Genomic DNA, 18,503 nt, shown 5'->3' with positions numbered 1-18,503 from the left:
TCTACTTCCGGCGACCGCAGTGGGCCCAGCGACGCTTCGGGCCGATGTCGACATGCACGAGGCCGTTGCAGTATCGACCGATCCCGCCAATGCCCGGTGCGGAGGCCGCGGCGGCAAGAATGGTCTTCTCGGAGATCCCCGGCACCCGGATGTCGGCTGCGTAACAGTGGCTGTGCTGCGAGCGGCCGGATCGGGGTCTGTGCCCGGACGTGACCATCGGCTTCTTGCCGGTCTGGACCGCGATATGGGCCAGGATTGCTTTCAGCTTGTTCGGAAAGCAACTCGTCCTGACGCTTACCCGCTGGACCGTATAGGCAGCGGTGTAGTCGTGCTTGAAGATGTTGCCACGACGCTTCTGGCTGTTGTCGGCTTCCGCAATCCCGCTCATGCCAAGCGAGAGAAGAGAGGCAAGCGCGACACGATAAATAATGCGCATGGTATCCCCCACAATAGGCCCGAGATCATCCGGGCCGGCTTTGGTGCGGCGGAAAATCGTTCCAGAACGTGGCGCAAATATGGAGGTTTGTTGCTGGCGCGTATGGTTAAGTCTTTGCTGCAATGCATCCTGCCGGCAGGAAAGTCGATCGCGCGGGGTAGAACATTCCAAAGTCCCTTACGAATCAGGCTGATCGGAATTGATAGGAAGCTATGCAGAAGCGCGAGGAAAAGCGTACCCTCTTGCTCTGAAAATATGCAGGAATGCCGTTCCAAAAGCTTCTGGCGAAGCAGGCGCACCGTCGCCCACCTCGAAATGTGACGAAAATAAGACAGAATTGAGCGATTGAGGCCTTGGCACGACCCTCGCCTCCACTTGATCGGGCAGGCGGCGGCGTGCATAAGCGCCGTCGTTAGCAACATGGCCTTTCGGCCTGGGGCCCTCCACCAGCCTATTGAGGACACCATGACCACCTTCCAGCCGCTCGTCTTCTCGGGCGTCCAGCCGACCGGGAACCTGCACCTCGGCAACTATCTCGGCGCCATCCGCAAATTCGTGGCGCTGCAGGAGAACAACGACTGCATTTATTGCGTCGTCGATCTGCATGCCATCACCGCCCAGCTCGTGCACGATGACCTGCGCAACCAGATCCGCTCCATCGCGGCCGCGTTCATCGCGTCGGGCATCGATCCGGTCAAGCACATCGTCTTCAACCAGTCGGCCGTTCCGCAGCACGCGGAACTTGCCTGGATCTTCAACTGCGTGGCGCGCATCGGCTGGATGAACCGCATGACGCAGTTCAAGGACAAGGCCGGCAAGGACCGCGAGAACGCCTCGCTGGGCCTGCTTGCCTATCCGAGCCTGATGGCCGCGGACATTCTCGTCTACCGCGCCACCCATGTTCCCGTCGGCGACGACCAGAAGCAGCACCTCGAGCTGGCCCGCGACATTGCCCAGAAGTTCAACATCGACTTCCAGCAGAAGATCCGCGAAACCGGCACCGGTGTCGACATGGTTGTCGGCGAAGAGCCGATCCATGGCTATTTTCCTTTGGTCGAGCCGCTGATCGAAGGTCCGGCGCCGCGCGTCATGTCGTTGAAGGACGGTACGAAGAAGATGTCGAAGTCCGACCCCTCGGACCTGTCGCGCATCAACCTGATGGACGACGCCGACACCATCCTGAAGAAGATCCGCAAGGCTAAGACCGATCCGGATTCGCTGCCGAGCGAGGTCGAAGGCCTGAAGGGGCGTCCGGAGGCCGAGAATCTCGTCGGCATCTATGCGGCGCTCGCGGACCGCACGAAGGACGACGTCCTGCAGGAGTTCGGCGGCCAGCAGTTTTCCGCCTTCAAGCCGGCGCTTGCCGATCTTGCCGTCCACGTGCTTTCCCCCATCACAGAGGAAATGCGCCGCCTGATGGGCGATACGACCCACATCGATGCCATTCTGCGCGATGGCGGGGAACGGGCAAGGGCAAGGGCCGAGAAGGTGATGGCGGAAGTCTTCGACATCATCGGCTTCCTGCGCTGATTGTGTCTGATGGCCGCAGAGGGGCCGGTTTTCATTTTCCGGCTTTGGTATAAATTCCGCTGCTCGACCCATCGGGTCGAGATCGGGGAGGAAGAGAGCTGCCATGGTATCGAAACGACTTTCGCGCCTTGAGGGGCATCGCCGCAAGTTCATGGCCGTCATCGACGGCACGCCCGAATGCGAACGCGCCGTCCACTATGCCGGGCGGCGCGCCAAGAACTCCAACGGCGGACTCGTCCTGCTGTACGTCATCCCGGAAGGGGATTTTCAGCAGTGGCTGGGCGTAGAGGCGATCATGCGCGCGGAAGCCCGCGAAGAAGCCGAGGCCATCATGGCCAAGGCGGCCCAGAAGGTGCGCGAGAGCATCGGCACCGATCCGGAGATCGTCATTCGCGAGGGCAATGCCACGGAGGAGATCAACAGCCTGGTGGAAGAAGACCGGGACATCGCCATTCTCGTTCTCGCGGCAGCCTCTGCAAAGGAAGGGCCCGGCCCTCTGGTTTCGGCCATCGCCGGTCGCGGCGCAATCTTCCCCATCCCGGTCACCGTTCTTCCCGACAGCCTCACGGATGAGGAAATCGATGCGCTGTGCTGACCAGCCTTGACGGAGGTTTTCGGAAGGCGCACTTGAACGCAAAGATGATTGGGATTATCTTCTTTGGAAGAATTCTAAAGTGAAGGTGCCAACCGGCCCTCAGGAGATGCAAGATGTTCATCCAGACCGAGGCAACGCCGAACCCGGCGACCCTGAAATTCCTGCCCGGCAAGGTCGTGATGGAAAAAGGCACCGCCGATTTCCGCAACGCCGGCGAGGCCGACGCATCGCCGCTGGCATCCCGCCTGTTTGCGGTCCCCGGCGTCACCGGTGTCTACCTTGGCTTTGACTTCATCACCGTCACCAAGGAGGTCGGCGAATGGCAGCACATGAAGCCGGCCATTCTCGGCTCGATCATGGAGCACTTCATGTCCGGGCAGCCGGTCATGGGGGGCGGCACCAGCACGGCGGAGATTTCTGACGAAGAGGGCGAGTTCTACGAGGAAGGTGACGAGACGCTCGTCGCCACCATCAAGGAACTGCTGGAGACCCGCGTTCGTCCGGCCGTTGCGCAGGACGGTGGTGACATCACCTTCAAGGGCTTCAAGGACGGCACGGTCTACCTCAACATGAAGGGCGCCTGTTCCGGTTGCCCGTCCTCGACTGCGACGTTGAAGCACGGCGTCCAGAACCTGCTTCGCCACTTCGTACCGGAAGTGCAGGCGGTCGAAGCGCTTTAAGGCTGCCCTCGGCGGATGATAATCTTGGCAATCGATACGGCCGGGGTGGATTGCTCCGCCGCGGTCTTTGACAGCGACACCGGTCAGGTCCTTGCTGCCATAACCGATATGATCGGCAAGGGCCATGCCGAGAGGCTCATGGCCGTGATCGACGAGGCGCTGTCGCAGGCTGGTCGCGAGTTGAGCGAGGTCGGCCGGATTGCCGTCGTGATTGGCCCCGGCTCGTTTACGGGCATCCGCGTTGGCGTCGCGACGGCGAGGGGCCTTGCCCTGGCCCTTGGCGCCGAATGCGTCGGTGTCACCACGCTCGAAGCGCTTGCACTCGGATACCTCGAAGGAAATCCGGGACGACCAGTCGTCGTCGCGATGGATGCCAAGCGCGGCGAACTCTATGTCCAGGCCTTTGCCCAGGATGGAAGCCCCTTGGGTGATCCGGCGGCGATGTCCCCTCAGGAAACCGCCGCGCTGGTGGCTTCCCTGTCTGCGGACCTCAGTGGATCCGGCCGATCCCTCGCACTCGACGCGTCGACCGAGGCTTCAAGCGGCGACCGCTTCGATATCGCGACGGTCGCCCGCCTGGGTGCGGCGAAAGTCGCGGGTGCATCCAAGCCCAAGCCACTGTATCTGCGGGGGCCGGATGCCAAGCCGCAAACTGGCTATGCACTTGCCCGGGCCTGAGTTTGATGATCGACGCCTATCTGCAGTGGAAGCCATTCTTCGAAATCGTTCCCTGGGTGGCCGACGATTGTTTTGAGGCGTCCCTGCTCCATGGCCAGCGCTTCCCCCGACAGTGGAGCGACGGCGAGTTCATGAGCCTCTTCCTGCAGCCGAACGTCTTTGGCTTCGTGGCCCGCCAGACGAACGCGTTTTTTTCGCGGCCGATCGGCGGCTTCGTCCTGGCGCGCGAAACGGCGGGGGAGGCGGAAATCCTGTCCATCGCGGTGTCGACGAAATTCGGCAGATCCGGTCTCGGCTGGCGTCTGATGCAGGCGGCGCTGCGCGAGGCAAGCCAGCGCGGAGGCGAGGTGGTCTTCCTGGAGGTCGAGGCAGCCAATGAGGCTGCTGTCGGGCTTTACCGGAAGCTGAATTTCCAGACGGTTGCGGAGCGCCCGGCCTATTATTCCAACCCTGATGGCACGAAGTCCGCCGCGCTTGTCATGAAGCGCGATCTTCGCTAGTTCCATCGAACTGTGAATTGAATGAAGGCGGCAACGTCATGACAGATCTTTCCCAGACGCTGGAGGAACTGTGCGCCGTAAAGGGCATGCGCATGACGGACCAGCGCCGCGTCATTGCCCGGATACTGCAGGAGTCCGACGACCATCCGGACGTCGAGGAACTGTACCGGCGCTCGTCCAAGGTCGATCCCCGCATCTCGATTTCCACCGTCTACCGCACGGTGAAGCTGTTCGAGGACGAGGGAATCATCGAACGGCACGATTTCCGCGATGGTCGCTCGCGCTACGAGACGGTTCCGGAAGAGCACCACGATCACATGATCGACGTGAAATCCGGCACCGTCATCGAATTCCACTCCCCGGAGATCGAGGCGCTGCAGGAGCGTATCGCGCGCGAACACGGCTTTCGCCTCGTCGGTCATCGCCTCGAACTCTACGGGATCCCGCTGGACAAGGACGACGCTTGATCACCTGGCTGCGGATCGGGTTCGTCGTTGTGGCGCTGGCCATCGTCACGCTGGCGCTGTTGCCGTTTCAGCTGGTGGCGCTCGCTCTCGACCTGAAGATCCGGCGCCACATCCCGCGCCTCTGGCACCGTGCCGCCTGCCGTCTTCTCGGCATCCGCATTCACGTGCACGGCCAGTTGGAGAAACGCCGCCCGGTCATGCTCGCGGCAAACCATGCGTCCTGGAAGGACATCCTGGTCCTCGGTGCCATTGCCGATGTCACTTTCATCGCCAAGTCGGAGGTGGCAAGCTGGCCGATCTTCGGGCCTCTGGCCAAGCTGCAGAAGACGATCTTCGTCGCGCGGGAAGACAAGCGCAAGGCCGGCGCCCAGGTGACGCAAATTGCCGAGCGGCTGACGGCCGGCGAGATCGTCGTGCTGTTTCCGGAGGGAACCACCTCCGACGGCAACCGGCTCCTGGACATCAAGTCGTCGCTCTTCGGCGCGGCGGCTGCGGCCGTCCCGCATGTCCCCGGCAATATCGTTCATGTCCAGCCGGTCGCCATCGCCTATACCCGCGTCTATGGCATGGCGATGGGCCGCTACCATCGCCCTATCGCCGCCTGGCCCGGCGACATCGAGCTGGTTCCGCATCTGATGGGTGTGCTGAAGGCGGAAGCCATCGATGTGGAGGTTTCCTTCGGTGAAACGATCGAGTTCAGGGCCGGAGACAATCGCAAGCTCCTCAGCGCCAATGTCGCAGCGCAGATCCGCCGCATGTTGCTCGCCTGCCTGCGCGGCCGCGATTACGGCTAACTCGACGCTTCTATTGCGGCCCGTCTTGCGGTAAACAGCCGCCTATGAGCACCGATACCGTGATCCCCACCTCACCCGCTGAAAACTTGGCTGGCGCCCCCACGCGCAAGGTCTTCATCAAGACCTACGGCTGCCAGATGAACGTCTATGATTCCGCCCGCATGGGCGATGCGCTGGCGAGCGAAGGCTATGTGCCGACGGAGGAGATGGGGGAGGCCGACCTCATCCTCCTCAACACCTGCCACATTCGCGAGAAGGCGGCCGACAAGGTCTATTCCGCGCTTGGCCGTCTGCGCGACATGAAGAAGGCGCGCAACGCCGAGGGGCAGGAGCTGATGATCGGCGTTGCCGGCTGCGTGGCGCAGGCCGAAGGCGAAGAGATCTTGCGGCGCGAGCCGTCGGTGGACGTGGTGATCGGCCCGCAGACCTATCACCGGCTTCCCGACGCATTGCGGCGCGCCCGCCAGGGGGATCGTGTCGTCGACACGGACTATGCGGTCGAGGACAAGTTCGAGCACCTGCCGGCCGCCGGCAAGGCGAGCATTCGTGCGCGCGGCGTGACGGCCTTCCTTACCGTCCAGGAAGGCTGCGACAAGTTTTGTACCTTCTGCGTGGTCCCCTATACCCGCGGTGCCGAGGTGTCCCGGCCGTTGCGCCAGATCCTCGACGAGGCAGCGCGCCTTGCCGACAGCGGCGTGCGCGAGATCACCCTGCTTGGCCAGAACGTCAACGCCTGGCGTGCCGAAGGGCCGGATGGACGCACCTGGGGCCTGGGCGACCTCCTGTACAGGCTCGCCGAGATCCCCGGCTTGGCGCGGCTGCGCTACACCACCAGCCATCCGCGCGACATGGACAACCGGCTGATCGAGGCGCACCGCGACCTGCGGGCTCTGATGCCCTACCTGCATCTGCCGGTGCAGGCCGGTTCCGACCGGGTTCTGAAGGCGATGAACCGTCGCCACACGGCGGTGGAGTATCTGCGGCTGATCGAGCGGATTCGGGCAGCAAAGCCCGACATCGCCATGTCGGGCGATTTCATCGTCGGTTTCCCCGGCGAGACGGACTCGGATTTCGAGGAAACGCTGCAGCTCGTCGAGGCCGTGAATTATGCCCAGGCCTATTCGTTCAAGTATTCGACGCGTCCCGGAACGCCCGGTGCCGATCTGCCGGATCACGTGCCCGAGGAGGTTAAGGTCGAACGCCTCGAAAGACTTCAGTCACTGCTCTTGAAACAGCAGGCCGAGTTCGCCAAATCATGTGTCGGAAAGGTCGTCGATCTGCTGCTCGAGAAGCCGGGCCGGATGCCCGGACAGCTGATCGGGAGATCTCCTTGGCTTCAGTCTGTGAATGTTGATGCAAAAACATCGCAGATCGGTGACATTATTCCGGTACGAATCATTGGTACTGGCCCGAACAGCTTGTTTGCAGAGCCGACGCAGGGTCTAGTGGCAGTTTGAAGCATCTGGCGGGAGCTTGCCTACTTGAACGGACACGAACTGGTTTCCTCACCCGCACGCCGACCCCAAACGGCTGCAACCGACTCCAACCACTTCGTACTCACGTTCGAGAACAACAGGTTCGCCAGCGAACTTTTCGGACAATTTGACCAGAACCTGAAGCTGCTCGAGCAACGCCTTCAGGTCGATGCCCGCGCCCGTGGCAATTCCGTGACGATTTCCGGCGATGTCACCGCGACCAGCCAGGCGCGCCGTGCGCTGGATTACCTCTATGACCGTGTACAGAAGGGTGCGAGCGTGGAAGCTTCCGACGTTGAAGGTGCAATCCGCATGGCCGTCGCAGCGGACGACCAGCTGCAGCTGCCGACGATGGAGCGCAAGGCCAAGCTGTCGATGACCCAGATCTCGACGCGCAAGAAGACGATCGCCGCCCGCACGCCGACTCAGGATGCCTATATGCGCGCCCTGGAGCGCTCGGAGCTCGTCTTCGGCGTCGGTCCTGCCGGTACCGGCAAGACCTATCTGGCCGTCGCCCACGCCGCCCAGCTTCTGGAGCGCGGCGCCGTCGATCGCATCATCCTTTCTCGTCCGGCCGTCGAAGCCGGCGAGCGTCTCGGGTTCCTGCCGGGCGACATGAAGGACAAGGTCGACCCCTACCTGCGTCCGCTCTACGACGCCCTCTACGACATGATCCCGGGCGACAAGGTGGAGCGTGCGATCACCGCCGGCGTGATCGAGATCGCGCCGCTCGCCTTCATGCGTGGACGTACCCTCGCCAACGCCGCGGTCATCCTCGACGAGGCCCAGAACACCACCTCGATGCAGATGAAGATGTTCCTCACCCGTCTCGGTGAGAACGCCCGCATGATGATCACCGGCGACCCGAGCCAGGTGGATCTGCCGCGTGGCGTCAAGTCCGGGCTCGTCGAGGCGCTGCATATCCTGAAGGGTGTCGAAGGCATCTCCGTGGTGCGCTTCAGCGACGCCGACGTCGTCCGCCATCCGCTGGTGGGGCGGATCGTCCGTGCCTATGATTCGCAGTACGCCGTGCATCAGGAAAGCGAGGAGGCCGACCGCTAGGCGCGGTCGCCATTTGCATGCCCCAACTTGACATACAGATCAGCGTCGAGGACGAAGGCTGGCCCGAAGAGGGTCAGCTGCAGCCCAACGCCGAAAAAGTCCTTCTGGCCGCTGCGCACTATCTGGCGGTGACGGAGAAGCAGCCCTATCCGGCTCATCCCATCGAGGTCTCCCTCGTCTTCACGAACGACGAGGCGATCCGCGAGATCAATGCGGAGTGGCGCGGTCAGGACAAGCCGACCAATGTCCTGTCCTTCCCGGCTTACCCTCTGCAGCCGGGCGGTATGCCCGGACCGATGCTGGGAGACATCGTGGTGGCGCGTGAGACGGTGGAGCGGGAAGCCGCCGACTTGGACAAGACTCCGGAAATCCATTTGACCCACCTTCTGGTGCATGGTTTCCTGCACCTGTTCGGCTATGACCACATCGAAAATCATGAAGCCGAAAAGATGGAAGCGCTGGAGACTCGCATTTTGGCCACGCTTGGCCTATCTGATCCCTACGCGGGACAAGACCCGATCACCTAGCTTGGAACAATGAACGACTTTTCGACACTTACTGCCCAAGAGGGCAAGGACGGTTCGGACAACGCTTCGGAAGAAGGCAGTAGTCCGCAACGGTATGAAAACTCCCGCAGCCAGACGTCCTTCTGGGGCCGCGCGCTGCGGCTTCTGAGGCCTTCGCAAGGCGAACGCCTGAGAGAGGATCTGGCTGACGCGCTGATGACGGACGCCAATGTCAGCAGCGCATTTTCGCCCGAAGAACGCGCGATGCTGCACAACATCCTGCGCTTCCGCGAGGTCAGGGTCGAAGATATCATGGTGCCGCGCGCCGACATCGAGGCCGTCGACATGACGATGACCCTCGGCGAACTGATGATCTACTTCGAGGAAACCGGTCGCTCGCGCATGCCCGTCTACTGTGACACGCTCGACGATCCGCGCGGTTTTGTCCACATCCGGGACCTCCTGTCCTACCTTGCCAAGCAGGCGCGCAACAAGCGGCGGTCGGTGCCTCGCGCCGCCGCCAGCGCGGCGACGGCACAGCCCATGCCGATGGTCAATGAAAAGGCGGAAAAGCCGAGCCGCGTGCCGAAGGCCGCTTTCGACCTGGGCCGTGTGGACCTGACCAAAACGGTCGCCGAAGCCGGGCTCATTCGCAAGATCCTGTTTGTGCCGCCGTCGATGCTCGCCTCGGACCTGATGCAGAGCATGCAGGCCGCGCGCACCCAGATGGCCCTCGTGATCGACGAATATGGCGGAACCGATGGACTGGCCTCGCACGAGGACATCGTCGAGATGGTCATCGGCGACGTCGAGGATGAACACGATGACGAGGAAGTCATGTTCTCCCAAGTCGGCGAGGACATCTTCGTCGCCGATGCCCGCGTTGAGCTCGAAGAGATTTCCGCAGCCATCGGGTCCGATTTCGACATCCGCGACCAACTGGACGATGTCGATACGCTTGGAGGCCTGATCTTCTCTGCACTGGGACGGATCCCTGTCCGTGGCGAGGTGGTTCAGGCGGTGCCGGGCTTCGAATTCCATATTCTGGAAGCAGACCCCCGCCGCATCAAGCGCGTGAGGGTCGTCCGCAAACGCACGCTTGCGAGACGGCGCCACGTCAAGGGGGAGCCGGAGTATATGCCTCCCGAAGCCAATATCGCTCCCGCTGCTCCAGTGCCGGCCGCTTCCGGCGAGCAGCGGCATTGAGCGATACCAGCCTCTTTCTTGCCTGCAGGACGACAGGCGACGCAATTTTTGCAAGACTCCGGTCCTGATTCGGGTGGGTGCGGGGAAGGGGTCCTGATGGAGCGGCTTGCGGGCAAGGTCATGCTTCTGTGGGGCGTCCGGCGGGTCGCGCTTGCGATTGCTGCCGGTGCGTTCGGCGCTCTGGCCCTGCCGCCCTTTGGCGTATTCGGCACTCTCTTCATCTCCTTCACGCTTCTCGTCTGGTTGATGGACGGGCTGGCATCTCATCCTCAGAGCGCTCTGCTGGCACGCCTGCGGTCCGCCTTCTTTCTCGGTTGGCTGTTCGGGCTGGGCTATTTCGTCGCCGGTCTCTGGTGGCTCGGCAATGCCCTTCTGGTGGAGGCGGACCAGTTTGCGTGGGCCCTGCCGCTTGCCGTCTTCGGCCTGCCGGCATTCCTTGCGCTGTTCTATGGCCTGGCAACGAGCCTCGCGAGCCTGTTCTGGTCGGACGGTTTTGGTCGCCTGTCGGCCCTTGCCGTCGGTTTCGGCCTGGCCGAATGGCTGCGCAGCTTTCTGGCAACGGGTTTCCCCTGGAACGCCATCGGCTATGGCGCCATGCCGATCCCGTTGATGATGCAGTCTGCCGCCGCCGTTGGCCTCTTCGGCGTCACCACGCTGGCCGTCTTCGTGTTCTCCGCGCCGGCCCTGTTCGGAACCCGTCGCGGGCTGCGCGCAGGCCTTGTCATGGCAAGCCTCCTCTTTGCAGCCCATCTCGGCTACGGCGCCTATAGGTTGACGACCGTCGACACGACGCATGACGGGACCGGAACAATCGTCCGTCTCGTCCAGCCGGTTCTCGATCAGTCGCGGAAGCTGGAAAACACGGATCGTGCCGAGATCTTCGAGGAACATCTGGCGCTTTCCGCCCTGCCTCCGCAGGCGGGCGAGCGCCGGCCGGACGTCATCGTCTGGCCCGAAACATCCGTGCCCTTCATCCTGACGGAAAATCAGGATGCGCTCGCCCGCATCGCCGAGGTGCTGCAGGATGGACAGATACTCATTGCTGGTGCCGTGCGCGTCGAATATGCCGCCGCGGGAACCGCACCGAGGTTCTACAACTCGGTGTACATGATCGACTCCAACGGTCAGATCCTGGGTGCCTCGGACAAGGTGCACCTGACGCCGTTCGGCGAATACGTGCCCTTCGAGGACTGGCTGATGGACTGGGGGGTGGACAGCCTGGTCGCCCTGCCGGGCGGCTTCACGGCAGCCGCAACCCGCTCCCTGCTGACGCTGCCGAACGCCATGACGCTCTACCCGCTGATTTGCTACGAAGCGATCTTCCCGGGCGAGATCGGCAGCGACATTCGCCAAGCCACGGCCATCCTGAACATCACCAACGACGACTGGTTCGGAGACACACCGGGTCCCTATCAGCATTTTCAGCAGGCGCGGCTACGCGCAGTGGAAACAGGACTGCCGCTGATCCGCGACGCCAACAGCGGCATCTCCGCGGTCGTGGATCCTCTCGGCCGCGTCGTCATCGGCCTGGCGTTTAACCGGAAGGGCGTGGTCGATTCCGAAGTCCCTGCAAGTACGGTCGGAAACTGGCACAGTGCCGCCCGCGAAATTCATCAGTGGTTAATACTGTTCTCCATGTTCTTGATTGCATGGATTGCTCGCAGAGGTTTAAAATCCGCGACGAATTGACCCAAAACCCCTAAAATCGCATAGTGGACTTCATAAAGTTTCATGAATGTGTTGTTTGGCTTTAGTCACGGATTAGCCACAGACGCTTGGGCATCATCAGCGAAACCGGTTCATTGATTACCAACTTGTCAGGACACAATGATGATTGAGAATAAGAAGAAGCCGAATCCGATCGACATCCATGTCGGAAGTCGGATCCGCCTTCGTCGGACGATGCTGGGGATGAGCCAGGAGAAGCTGGGGGAAAGCCTGGGCATCACCTTCCAGCAGATCCAGAAATACGAGAAGGGCACGAACCGCGTCGGCGCAAGCCGGCTGCAGAACATCTCGAGCATTCTCAACGTGCCTGTATCCTTCTTCTTCGAAGACGTGCCCGGCGACCATTCCACCAAGCAGGGCGGCATGGAGGAGGCGTTGAGCTCCAACTATGTCGTCGATTTTCTGTCGTCTTCCGAAGGACTTCAGTTGAACCGTGCCTTCGTGAAGATCTCCGATCCGAAGGTCCGTCGGCGTCTTGTTGACCTGGTCAAGGCCCTGGCTGCTGAGGCGGACGCCGAGTAACGACCCTCACTCTCTGAAAGGCGGCTCTTGAGCCGCTTTTTTTGTGCCTGAAATAATGACAGGTACGATTTGAGATATAAACATATATTTATGCGCTTGTGTTTGACTGAGCGAGCCACTAACACATTGGCTGTTATTTCTTTGAGGGGAATCCCGGAATGCGTGACAATTATCTCTTCACCAGCGAGTCGGTGGCTGAAGGCCATCCCGACAAGGTTTGCGACCGCATCTCCGACGAGATCGTCGATCTGGTATACCGCGAGGCAGGAAAGTCGGGAACGGATCCATGGTCGGTCCGCATCGCCTGCGAGACGCTCGCCACCACCAACCGCGTCGTGATCGCCGGTGAAGTGCGTCTGCCGGCAAGCCTGATGAAGAAGGACAAGGATGGCAAGGATGTCATCAACCCGTCCAAGTTCAAGTCCGCCGCACGCAAGGCCATCCGGGATATCGGCTACGAGCAGGAAGGCTTCCACTGGAAGACTGCCAAGATCGATGTTCTGCTGCATTCGCAGTCGGCCGACATCGCCAAGGGCGTCGACAGCGCTGCCGACAAGCAGGGCGACGAAGGTGCAGGCGACCAGGGCATCATGTTCGGCTATGCCTGCAAGGAAACGCCGGACCTGATGCCGGCGCCGATCTACTATTCCCACAAGATCCTTCAGCTTCTCGCGACCGCTCGCAAGACAGGTGAGGGCGACGTCGGCAAGCTCGGTCCCGACGCCAAGAGCCAGGTGACCGTCCGCTACGAAAACGGCCTGCCTGCCTGCGTCGATTCCATCGTGCTGTCGACCCAGCATCTCGACGAGACCTGGGATTCCCAGAAGGTCCGCTCGGTTGTCGAGCCTTACATCCGCGAGGCCTTCGGTGAGCTTCCGATCGCCGACGACTGCAAGTGGTACATCAACCCGACCGGCAAGTTCGTGATCGGCGGTCCGGACGGCGACGCCGGTCTAACCGGCCGCAAGATCATCGTCGATACCTATGGTGGTGCCGCACCGCACGGCGGTGGCGCCTTCTCCGGCAAGGACACGACCAAGGTCGACCGGTCTGCCGCCTATGCCGCCCGCTACCTCGCCAAGAACGTCGTGGCTGCCGGTCTCGCCGACCGCTGCACGATCCAGATCGCCTATGCCATCGGCATCGCTCAGCCGGTGTCGGTCTACGTGGATCTGCACGGCACCGGCAAGGGCGTCGTCGAGGATCAGGTCGAGGCCGCCATCCGCAAGGTCATGGACCTCTCGCCCTCCGGCATCCGCCGTCATCTCGATCTCAACAAGCCGATCTACGCCAAGACCGCAGCCTATGGCCACTTCGGCCGCAAGCCGGGCCGCGATGGTTCCTTCTCCTGGGAGAAGGTGGATCTGGCAAAGCCTTTGAAGGAAGCCCTGAAGGCCGCCTGATAGGTCTTTACGGAGCCTGTACGAAAACTGTAAAGCGGGTGGCTCTTCAAGCCACCCGCTTTTTCAATTGTTGAAAGACCCGCCGATGACCGATCCGCAGCGCCCAGGCCGCGCCACCGAAGCCTTTTTCGGACGGCGCAAGGGAAAACCGCTCCGGGAGCGTCAGGCGGAGGGCCTGGCGGTCGTTCTGCCGACCTTGAAGCTCGATCTCGATGCAGCTGTTCCTGCCCGGCTGGAGGAGCTCTTCCCGGTACCAGTCTCAGAGATCCGCCTGGAGATCGGCTTTGGCGGCGGCGAGCATCTGATCCATCGCGCCGAAGAAAGCCCGAACACGGGTTTCATCGGCGTCGAGCCCTTCGTCAATTCCATGGCAAAGCTCGTGGGGAGGGTGACGGACCTGGGGCTGAAGAACATCCGTCTCTATGACGACGATGCCACGCAGGTTCTGGATTGGCTGCCGGCCGGCTCGGTCGACCGCATCGATCTGCTCTATCCCGATCCCTGGCCAAAGCGGAAGCACTGGAAGCGCCGCTTCGTGTCCCAGGTCAATCTGGAGCGGTTCCATCGGGTGCTGAAGCCGGGCGGGCTGTTTCAATTCGCCTCCGATATCGACACTTACGTCAACTGGACGCTGATCCACTGCAGGGATCATGGCGGGTTCGAATGGCTGGCGGGGCAGTCGTCGGATTGGCTGACACCCTTTGCGGGGTGGCCTGGCACGCGATACGAAGCCAAGGCTCGCCGGGAGGGGCGTTCGTCCGCCTACCTCTCATTCCGCAAGATCGGTTGAATGGGTTAGTGCAGGCTGACGGTTTTCAGGTCGTCTTCGGCCGCCTTGAAGAACGTGCTGGACCGGTTGTCGGTCAGCAGGATCGGCGTTCCATCGGCACCAAACAGTGCCCATAGATCGAGGTTGGGATCCATGTCAGGTGCTTCGGGGAAGCAACGGGACACATCTTCCGACCGTATTTTGCGAATGTAGCCGACTTCTCCGGCGCCCAGGTGGGCAAGTTCGGACAGGGTCAACTGCGTGTTCGCTTCTTTCAGGAGCATTCCAGCCTCCGGCATTGAGGGGCGAAACGACGTTAATGTCGTTGTCTTTACTCTGATGCGGAAATGTTAATTTTTCGCACCATGCGCGCCGCCTCTGGCCGGATGAGATCAACCGACAGGAGCCCGTTTCTGAGTGCCGCGCCGGCCACTTCCATGCCGTCCGCCAGCACGAACATGCGCTGGAACTGGCGCGCCGCAATGCCGCGATAGAGATAGTCGCGATCCGGCTGATCGACCTGCCGGCCGCGGATCACCAGCTGGCTTTCCTCGACCGTCACCTCCAGCTCGGCCTCGCTGAAGCCGGCAACCGCCAGCGTGATTCGCAGCCGCTCGGGCTCATCTGCGGCGCGATTGGCCTGGAGCCGTTCGATGTTGTAGGGCGGATATCCGTCATTGGCCTTGGCCAGACGCTCCAGCGTCTTTTCCATGGCGTCGAAGCCCAGAAGCAGCGGGCTCGCGAACGGCGTGATGCGGCTCATTGTTCAGTCCTTGCAAAAGCGACCATGATTGCGGCCCGCCAGGCGGCACCGTATCCGCACGCAATATGGGAACCCAAGGTTCCGCGCGCAAGCCGTTGGTTCCGCCCGGCAGTGCCATTGCCTGCCTTCGGGAGCGCGTGTAGCTAGGAAGGCCGAACGAGGACAAGGGTAGGACATGGCAGAGCGCAGGAAGATCATCATAGACACCGATCCGGGGCAGGACGATGCGGCAGCCATCATGATGGCGTTTGCCAGCCCCAATGAGATCGAGGTGCTCGGCCTGACGGCGGTCGCCGGCAATGTGCCTCTGTCGTTTACCAGCCGCAACGTCCGGATCGTCTGCGAGCTTTGCGGACGCAGCGATGCTGCGGTCTACGAGGGGGCGGAGCGGCCGCTCGTCCGCAAGCCGGTGACCGCCGAGCATGTGCATGGCCGCACCGGCCTCGATGGCGCAGAACTGCCGGAACCGGTGATGGCGGTCCGCCCGCAGTCTGCCGTCGATTTCATCGTCGAGACGATCATGCGCGAGCCCGCGGGCGCGATCACGCTTTGCACCCTCGGTCCACTCACCAACGTTGCGCTCGCGCTCCGGAAGGAACCGGCGATTGCCGGCCGGGTCAGGGAGCTGGTGATGATGGGCGGCGGTTTCTTCGAGGGCGGCAACATCACGCCGGCCGCCGAGTTCAACGTCTATGTCGATCCCGACGCCGCCGCTGCCGTCTTTGCGTCCGGCATGCCGATCGTGATGATGCCGCTCGACGTCACCCACCAGCTGCTCACCCGCAAGGACCGCGTGGCAAAGCTCGCCGCGCTGGGAACCCGCCCGGCCCAGGTGCTGGTCGACTGGCTCGCCTTCTTCGAGCGCTTCGACGAGGAGAAATACGGCTCCGACGGCGGGCCTCTGCACGACCCGACGGTGATCGCCTACCTGCTAAGGCCCGAACTCTTCTCCGGCCGCCACTGCAATGTCGAGATCGAGACGCAGTCGGAGCTGACGGTCGGGATGACGGTCGTCGACTGGTGGCGGGTCTCCGGCCGCAAGCCGAACGCCATGGTCATGCGCAATGTCGATGCCGACGGCTTCTTCGACCTGCTGACGGAACGGGTCGGCCGGCTCTAGCCTGTCAACCCTGCAGCCGGCCTTCCACTTCGTCTCCGGTCGGGATGGAAGGCTGGGCGCCGGGCTTGAGGCAGGCGAGCGAGCCGGCGACGGCAGCCCGCCGGAGCGCCTGGTCGAAGGCGATGCCGCTGTCGAGGGCGGCTGCGAGATAGCCGCAGAAGGTATCTCCGGCTCCGACCGTGTCGACGGGCTCGATCTTCAGCCCTTTCGTCCGGTGCAGCGAGCCGTCGCGGGCTGCAATGACACCATCTGCACCAAGCGTGATGATGAAGGTCTGGCCGGTCTCCCCGTGCAGCTTGAGCAGGGCTTCCTCTCGTGCCGCCGGTTCGAGGTCGGACCGGCCGGCCAGGAGCTCGAACTCCGTCTCGTTGGCGATGACGATATCCGCAAGGGCGGCCAGTCGCGCCGCCTGATCCGTCAGCGGGGCCGTGTTGAGGATTGTGGTGACGCCGCGGGCGCGGGCGGTCCTGAGGGCCGCCTCGACCGCGGTGCCCGGAATTTCGAGCTGCAGCATCAGGATGTCGCCCCCCGACATGGCCTCGACCGCCGTTTTCGCCTGTGCCTCTGTCGCGGTGCCGTTGGCGCCGGGGACGACGACGATCATGTTCTCGCCGGTCCCGCCGACCAGAATCAGGGCGGTTCCCGTCGGGCCGTCGACAGGGCTGACACCCGTGAGATCGACGCCGGCTTCATCCAGCAGCGCGAGAGCAGGTCTGGCAAACTCATCCTTTCCCACCGCGCCGACCATGCGCACGCGGCAACCCGCACGGCGGGCCGCCAGCGCCTGGTTGGCGCCCTTGCCGCCTGCGGCGGTGGCAAAGCCGATGCCGGCAAGCGTTTCGCCGGGCTCCGGAAGCCGCGGCGTGGTGGCGATGAGATCCATGTTGATGGAGCCGAGGACGGTGATCATAGTGTGCTGCCTTGAAGAAGCTGAATTCGCGGCGACACTGCCCGAGGCGCTTAGTCCTCGTCAACCACCCGGAACTTCAACAGGCCGCTACGGCTTTCCACGGCCCGCGGTGGGCTCGGCTCGCTCTCGGAGGCGGACTCCGTGACGCTCTCCAGTTCCAACCCGCCGATCTTGGCGCCACGCTTCACAAGCTTGTCGGAGGAGGTGAGGATCTGCTCCACGTCCCGCTGTGCCGCGAGGAAATGCCCCTGGAGCTTGCGCGTCCTGTCGTCGAGCCGTGAAAGATCCTCCATCAGATGTGCCACTTCGCCCTGGATCAGATGCGCCTGCTCGCGCATGCGCTGGTCCTTGAGCACCGCCTGGATCACCTGGATGGAGAGCATCAGCAGCGAGGGCGAAACGATCACCACGCGCAAGCGCTGCGCCTTCTGCACGGCGCCGTCGAAATGTTCGTGGATCTCCGCGAAGATCGATTCCGAGGGAACGAACAGGAAGGCCATCTCCTGGGTCTCGCGCGGGATCAGGTATTTCTCGGCGATATCGCGGATATGCACCTCGAGATCGCGGCGAAACTGCGCCGCGGCGGCCTTGCGCGCCTCGGGTGCGGCCACATCGCGAAAGACATTCCATGCCTCCAGCGGGAACTTCGCATCGATCACCAGCGGCGGCGCTCCATTTGGCATCTTGATCGTGCAGTCGGGCCGCTTGCCGTTGGATAGCTGCGCCTGGAACTCATAGGCGCCCATCGGCAGCCCGTCGGCCACGATCGCCTCCATTCGCCCCTGGCCGAAGGCGCCGCGGGTCTGCTTGTTGGAGAGGATGGCCTGCAGCCCGACAACGTCCTTGGCAAGGCTCTGGATGTTGTTCTGCGCCGCGTCGATCACGGCGAGCCGCTCCTGCAGCAGGCGCAGGTTCTCGTGCGTGGACTTCGTCTGCTCGGTGATCGTGCTGCCGAGCCGCTGGCTCATGCCGTCCAGCCGCTGGTTCACCGCCTGGCCCAGCTCCGACTGTCGCTGCGACAGCGTCTCCGTCATATGCGCAAGGCGTCCCTGCATCTCGGCCTGGTGCCGCATGAGCTCGATCAGCCGGGCCTCCGCCTGTGCCGCCTGGCGCGCCGCCTCTGTGCCCCGCCGGTGCGCGGAGGCAATGGCATAGACCGCCGCGGCGCAGACGAGTGCCGCGATCACGAGGATCACCCAGAATGTCGGGGGCACGGTCCGGAGAGATGTGTGCAGAAGGTCGATGATGCTGTCCATTCCCGCACCCTAGCAGATATCGCAACGGTGGAAAGATCAAAACAGGAACATCGGGGCTCTGCAGCGCTTCAGAGACCATTCTCGCCTGTTCCATCCGCGAAAA

General features: G+C 62.7%; 21 protein-coding genes. 16 read left to right on the top strand and 5 right to left on the bottom strand.

Annotation, left to right across the window (positions count from 1 at the left end; translation table 11 throughout):
* Position 1: 1 nt before the first annotated feature.
* The gene (locus EO99_RS0117985) at positions 2-436 is read right to left on the bottom strand and encodes a YcbK family protein (protein WP_029619992.1); all 435 of its coding nucleotides are present in this window, start codon (positions 434-436) and stop codon (positions 2-4) included.
* 465 nt (positions 437-901) lie between these two features.
* On the opposite strand from EO99_RS0117985, the gene trpS reads away from it, so the two are divergent.
* The 15 genes from trpS (at position 902) to trmB (ending at position 14,372) form a co-directional block, all read left to right on the top strand.
* Positions 902-1,966: a tryptophan--tRNA ligase gene (gene trpS, locus EO99_RS0117980; RefSeq protein WP_029619991.1), complete on the top strand. Its 1,065-nt coding sequence runs from the start codon at positions 902-904 to the stop codon at positions 1,964-1,966.
* A gap of 103 nt (positions 1,967-2,069) precedes the next feature.
* Positions 2,070-2,561, top strand: a complete 492-nt coding sequence (locus EO99_RS0117975) for a universal stress protein (RefSeq protein WP_029619990.1) — start codon at positions 2,070-2,072, stop codon at positions 2,559-2,561.
* Positions 2,562-2,674: 113 nt separating this feature from the next.
* Positions 2,675-3,241 carry a NifU family protein gene (locus EO99_RS0117965; protein WP_029619989.1) on the top strand — a complete coding sequence of 189 codons (567 nt, stop codon included), beginning with the start codon at positions 2,675-2,677 and terminating at the stop codon, positions 3,239-3,241.
* Positions 3,242-3,256: 15 nt separating this feature from the next.
* A complete protein-coding gene (tsaB, locus tag EO99_RS0117960) occupies positions 3,257-3,919 on the top strand; it encodes a tRNA (adenosine(37)-N6)-threonylcarbamoyltransferase complex dimerization subunit type 1 TsaB (protein ID WP_029619988.1) in 663 nt (220 codons plus the stop codon).
* A 5-nt stretch (positions 3,920-3,924) separates the two neighbouring features.
* On the top strand, positions 3,925-4,419 hold the full coding sequence (locus EO99_RS0117955) for a GNAT family N-acetyltransferase (protein ID WP_029619987.1): 495 nt from the start codon (positions 3,925-3,927) through the stop codon (positions 4,417-4,419).
* Positions 4,420-4,457: 38 nt separating this feature from the next.
* Positions 4,458-4,886 carry a Fur family transcriptional regulator gene (locus EO99_RS0117950; RefSeq protein WP_029619986.1) on the top strand — a complete coding sequence of 143 codons (429 nt, stop codon included), beginning with the start codon at positions 4,458-4,460 and terminating at the stop codon, positions 4,884-4,886.
* Positions 4,886-5,680 carry a lysophospholipid acyltransferase family protein gene (locus EO99_RS0117945; protein ID WP_029619985.1) on the top strand — a complete coding sequence of 265 codons (795 nt, stop codon included), beginning with the start codon at positions 4,886-4,888 and terminating at the stop codon, positions 5,678-5,680. Before EO99_RS0117950 ends, EO99_RS0117945 begins: the two co-directional genes overlap by 1 nt.
* A 44-nt stretch (positions 5,681-5,724) precedes the next feature.
* On the top strand, positions 5,725-7,137 hold the full coding sequence (miaB, locus tag EO99_RS0117940; protein ID WP_029619984.1) for a tRNA (N6-isopentenyl adenosine(37)-C2)-methylthiotransferase MiaB: 1,413 nt from the start codon (positions 5,725-5,727) through the stop codon (positions 7,135-7,137).
* 24 nt (positions 7,138-7,161) lie between these two features.
* The gene (locus EO99_RS0117935) at positions 7,162-8,217 is read left to right on the top strand and encodes a PhoH family protein (protein WP_029619983.1); all 1,056 of its coding nucleotides are present in this window, start codon (positions 7,162-7,164) and stop codon (positions 8,215-8,217) included.
* 17 nt (positions 8,218-8,234) lie between these two features.
* Entirely contained in the window at positions 8,235-8,744 is a 510-nt protein-coding gene (ybeY, locus tag EO99_RS0117930; protein WP_029619982.1) for an rRNA maturation RNase YbeY, read from the top strand.
* Between the two features lie 9 nt (positions 8,745-8,753).
* Positions 8,754-9,929 carry a transporter associated domain-containing protein gene (locus EO99_RS0117925; RefSeq protein ID WP_051679945.1) on the top strand — a complete coding sequence of 392 codons (1,176 nt, stop codon included), beginning with the start codon at positions 8,754-8,756 and terminating at the stop codon, positions 9,927-9,929.
* Positions 9,930-10,025: 96 nt separating this feature from the next.
* A complete protein-coding gene (gene lnt / locus EO99_RS0117920) occupies positions 10,026-11,618 on the top strand; it encodes an apolipoprotein N-acyltransferase (RefSeq protein WP_029619980.1) in 1,593 nt (530 codons plus the stop codon).
* 141 nt (positions 11,619-11,759) lie between these two features.
* Positions 11,760-12,179, top strand: a complete 420-nt coding sequence (locus EO99_RS0117915; RefSeq protein ID WP_029619979.1) for a helix-turn-helix domain-containing protein — start codon at positions 11,760-11,762, stop codon at positions 12,177-12,179.
* Between the two features lie 158 nt (positions 12,180-12,337).
* Positions 12,338-13,582, top strand: a complete 1,245-nt coding sequence (gene metK, locus EO99_RS0117910) for a methionine adenosyltransferase (protein ID WP_029619978.1) — start codon at positions 12,338-12,340, stop codon at positions 13,580-13,582.
* Positions 13,583-13,667: 85 nt separating this feature from the next.
* Positions 13,668-14,372, top strand: coding sequence for a tRNA (guanosine(46)-N7)-methyltransferase TrmB (gene trmB / locus EO99_RS0117905; RefSeq protein WP_029619977.1), 705 nt, complete (start codon positions 13,668-13,670; stop codon positions 14,370-14,372).
* Between the two features lie 5 nt (positions 14,373-14,377).
* On the opposite strand, the gene EO99_RS0117900 is transcribed toward trmB, so the two are convergent.
* Together EO99_RS0117900 and EO99_RS0117895 are read right to left on the bottom strand one after the other, a co-directional pair.
* Positions 14,378-14,635: a BQ00720 family protein gene (locus tag EO99_RS0117900; protein WP_029619976.1), complete on the bottom strand. Its 258-nt coding sequence runs from the start codon at positions 14,633-14,635 to the stop codon at positions 14,378-14,380.
* A 47-nt stretch (positions 14,636-14,682) separates the two neighbouring features.
* Positions 14,683-15,114, bottom strand: a complete 432-nt coding sequence (locus EO99_RS0117895; RefSeq protein WP_029619975.1) for an Hsp20 family protein — start codon at positions 15,112-15,114, stop codon at positions 14,683-14,685.
* 175 nt (positions 15,115-15,289) lie between these two features.
* Here EO99_RS0117895 and EO99_RS0117890 point away from each other — a divergent pair, with 175 nt between their 5' ends.
* The gene (locus EO99_RS0117890; RefSeq protein ID WP_029619974.1) at positions 15,290-16,234 is read left to right on the top strand and encodes a nucleoside hydrolase; all 945 of its coding nucleotides are present in this window, start codon (positions 15,290-15,292) and stop codon (positions 16,232-16,234) included.
* Positions 16,235-16,238: 4 nt separating this feature from the next.
* Here the strand turns inward: EO99_RS0117890 and EO99_RS0117885 are convergent, their stop codons facing one another.
* Both EO99_RS0117885 and EO99_RS0117880 read right to left on the bottom strand, forming a co-directional pair.
* A complete protein-coding gene (locus EO99_RS0117885; RefSeq protein ID WP_029619973.1) occupies positions 16,239-17,144 on the bottom strand; it encodes a ribokinase in 906 nt (301 codons plus the stop codon).
* Positions 17,145-17,194: 50 nt separating this feature from the next.
* Positions 17,195-18,400, bottom strand: a complete 1,206-nt coding sequence (locus EO99_RS0117880; protein WP_029619972.1) for a DNA recombination protein RmuC — start codon at positions 18,398-18,400, stop codon at positions 17,195-17,197.
* Positions 18,401-18,503: the final 103 nt, after the last annotated feature.

Origin of the sequence: Pseudorhizobium marinum, from assembly GCF_000705355.1 — a bacterium.
Classification (GTDB): domain Bacteria; phylum Pseudomonadota; class Alphaproteobacteria; order Rhizobiales; family Rhizobiaceae; genus Neorhizobium; species Neorhizobium pelagicum.
This window is presented reverse-complemented; position numbering and strand designations above follow the sequence as displayed.

Excerpts from the sequence above, each read along its gene's own strand:
- trmB (WP_029619977.1), top strand. The coding sequence starts at position 13,668 with ATGACCGATCCGCAGCGCCCAGGCCGCGCCACCGAAGCCTTTTTCGGA.
- EO99_RS0117985 (WP_029619992.1), bottom strand. The coding sequence starts at position 436 with ATGCGCATTATTTATCGTGTCGCGCTTGCCTCTCTTCTCTCGCTTGGC.
- EO99_RS0117895 (WP_029619975.1), bottom strand. The coding sequence starts at position 15,114 with ATGAGCCGCATCACGCCGTTCGCGAGCCCGCTGCTTCTGGGCTTCGAC.
- miaB (WP_029619984.1), top strand. The coding sequence starts at position 5,725 with ATGAGCACCGATACCGTGATCCCCACCTCACCCGCTGAAAACTTGGCT.
- tsaB (WP_029619988.1), top strand. The coding sequence starts at position 3,257 with ATGATAATCTTGGCAATCGATACGGCCGGGGTGGATTGCTCCGCCGCG.
- EO99_RS0117975 (WP_029619990.1), top strand. The coding sequence starts at position 2,070 with ATGGTATCGAAACGACTTTCGCGCCTTGAGGGGCATCGCCGCAAGTTC.
- EO99_RS0117890 (WP_029619974.1), top strand. The coding sequence starts at position 15,290 with ATGGCAGAGCGCAGGAAGATCATCATAGACACCGATCCGGGGCAGGAC.
- EO99_RS0117885 (WP_029619973.1), bottom strand. The coding sequence starts at position 17,144 with ATGATCACCGTCCTCGGCTCCATCAACATGGATCTCATCGCCACCACG.
- EO99_RS0117965 (WP_029619989.1), top strand. The coding sequence starts at position 2,675 with ATGTTCATCCAGACCGAGGCAACGCCGAACCCGGCGACCCTGAAATTC.
- EO99_RS0117925 (WP_051679945.1), top strand. The coding sequence starts at position 8,754 with ATGAACGACTTTTCGACACTTACTGCCCAAGAGGGCAAGGACGGTTCG.
- EO99_RS0117950 (WP_029619986.1), top strand. The coding sequence starts at position 4,458 with ATGACAGATCTTTCCCAGACGCTGGAGGAACTGTGCGCCGTAAAGGGC.
- lnt (WP_029619980.1), top strand. The coding sequence starts at position 10,026 with ATGGAGCGGCTTGCGGGCAAGGTCATGCTTCTGTGGGGCGTCCGGCGG.
- EO99_RS0117955 (WP_029619987.1), top strand. The coding sequence starts at position 3,925 with ATGATCGACGCCTATCTGCAGTGGAAGCCATTCTTCGAAATCGTTCCC.
- EO99_RS0117880 (WP_029619972.1), bottom strand. The coding sequence starts at position 18,400 with ATGGACAGCATCATCGACCTTCTGCACACATCTCTCCGGACCGTGCCC.
- ybeY (WP_029619982.1), top strand. The coding sequence starts at position 8,235 with ATGCCCCAACTTGACATACAGATCAGCGTCGAGGACGAAGGCTGGCCC.
- metK (WP_029619978.1), top strand. The coding sequence starts at position 12,338 with ATGCGTGACAATTATCTCTTCACCAGCGAGTCGGTGGCTGAAGGCCAT.
- EO99_RS0117900 (WP_029619976.1), bottom strand. The coding sequence starts at position 14,635 with ATGCTCCTGAAAGAAGCGAACACGCAGTTGACCCTGTCCGAACTTGCC.
- trpS (WP_029619991.1), top strand. The coding sequence starts at position 902 with ATGACCACCTTCCAGCCGCTCGTCTTCTCGGGCGTCCAGCCGACCGGG.
- EO99_RS0117915 (WP_029619979.1), top strand. The coding sequence starts at position 11,760 with ATGATTGAGAATAAGAAGAAGCCGAATCCGATCGACATCCATGTCGGA.